This window comes from Streptomyces himastatinicus ATCC 53653, from assembly GCF_000158915.1.
Lineage (GTDB): Bacteria > Actinomycetota > Actinomycetes > Streptomycetales > Streptomycetaceae > Streptomyces > Streptomyces himastatinicus.
Genome location: NZ_GG657754.1, coordinates 9671071 through 9672814 on the forward strand (window position 1 = coordinate 9671071; position 1744 = coordinate 9672814).

3 protein-coding genes are annotated in these 1744 nt (G+C 72.5%); all 3 read left to right on the forward strand.

The window, feature by feature from the left end:
- Positions 1 to 408, forward strand: a 408-nt coding sequence (locus SSOG_RS40865) for a zinc-binding dehydrogenase (protein WP_063631620.1), incomplete at its 5' end; no start/stop codon positions are given.
- An 87-nt stretch (positions 409 to 495) separates the two neighbouring features.
- Positions 496 to 1362, forward strand: a complete 867-nt coding sequence (locus tag SSOG_RS40870; RefSeq protein ID WP_009720187.1) for an alpha/beta fold hydrolase — start codon at positions 496 to 498, stop codon at positions 1360 to 1362.
- Between the two features lie 36 nt (positions 1363 to 1398).
- Positions 1399 to 1744: CoA transferase (locus tag SSOG_RS40875; RefSeq protein ID WP_039939950.1), on the forward strand; the 346-nt coding region annotated here is incomplete at its 3' end.

The window sequence follows — 1744 nt, forward strand, 5'->3', positions numbered from 1 at the left end:
GCCCATGTCCCGGCCCCCGGCAAGGCGGTGCTGGCCTCGGACCTGTCGCCCGAGGCCGTGGGCGGGCCGGTGGACGCGCTCATCGACACCGTCGGCGGCCCGGTGCTGCGGGACGCCCTCGGGCTGGTCCGCCCGCGCGGCCGGGCCGTGCTGGTCGGCTACACCGCCGGACGGGAGCTGGCCATCGACCTCGCGGACTGGCTGCTGGCCGATGTGGCGCTGCTGCCCGTCAACCTGATGTCGCGGGGCAAGGAGGTCGCCGCCGACACCGACGCGATGCTCGGCGACCTGATGTCCGGGGAGCTGACCCTGCCGATCGAGCGCTACACACCCGACCGGCTGGCCGAGGCGGTGGAGCGGCTGCGCACCGGAGCCGCGGTGGGCAAGGTGGCGCTCGACCTGTCCTGACCCGCGTTCCGCCGGGCCGCCCCCGGCGGCCCGCTCAGCGGACCGGATCGCTTGGGCGCGACGCACCCGCCACCACACCATCGGTGCATGGACCTCATGGACATCCAGTCGCCCCCGGCGGGCGCCTACGCGGACGCGGACGGCGACACGTACCACTACATCGAGACGGGGCAGGGCAGCCCCACCGTCTTCCTCCACGGGGGCGGCCCCGGGTGCACCGGCTGGTCGGACTTCGGCCAGGTGTCGCGGCTCTTCGCCGCGGACCGCCGGTGCTTCCTGGTGGACATCCTCCAGTACGGCAAGTCCGCGAAGCCGGTCATCAAGGGCCCCATGTGGGACTACCACGCCGCCAAGACCGTGGCGCTGATGGACACCCTCGGCCTGGAGCGGGCCGATTTCGTGTGCAACTCCTGGGGCGGCACCATCGCGCTCAACCTGGCCGCTCTGTACCCCGAGCGGGTCCGGTCCCTCGTCATCACCGGCAGCATGCCCGTCTTCCACGGCCCGCTCGCCCCGCTGCCGGAAGGCGGCGGCCGTGGGCGCAACGCCCGCGACGTGTACTACGGGGGGACCGGCCCGTCGTGGCAGAAGATGCGCGAGCTGATGGCGCGCCTGGAGTGGTACGACCCGGAGGCCATCCCCGATGCCACGGTGACGATGCGCTACGAACAGAGCCTGGACCCGGAGGAGACCGCGCTCGCCGGGGCCTCCGACAACCCGCGCGGCGACTGGCAGGACCTCACCGGCGCGCTCGGCCGCATCCAGGCGCCGACGCTCTTCATGTGGGGCATGTACGACGCCTTCCTCACCCCGGACTATCCGCTGATGCTGGCCCGCATGATCCCCAAGGGCAATCTCCACGTGATGAACGACGTCTCGCACCACCTCCAGGAAGAACGCCCCCACGACTACTACACCGTGGTCTCCGGCTTCCTGAACCAGCAGAACACCTGACATCACCTGACACGGCTGACACAGCGCGGAGGAAACGTGACCGAGCCTGCCCTGCGGGTCGTCGAACTCACCAGCCCGTTCGCCCGGTTCGCGGGCCGGCTGCTGGTCGGACTGGGCTACGAGGTGGTGCTGGTCGAACCGCCCGAAGGCGACGCCACCCGGCGTGAGGAGGGCGGCGACGCGTTCGCCCACTGGCACGCCGGGAAGCGTGTCGTGACCCTCGATACGGCCGCGCCCGAGGGCGCGGCGGGGCTGCGCCGTCTGCTGGAGGGCGCCGACATCCTGCTCGACGGCACCCCCGGCGGCGCGGAGGCGAGCGCCGACGGCCTCGGCCATCTGGTGCACGTACGCGTCACCCCCTTCGGCCTGACCGGGCCGCGCA

What these genes read in the sequence shown, in the direction of transcription:
- SSOG_RS40870 (WP_009720187.1), top strand. Translation starts at nt 496, where the DNA reads ATGGACCTCATGGACATCCAGTCGCCCCCGGCGGGCGCCTACGCGGAC.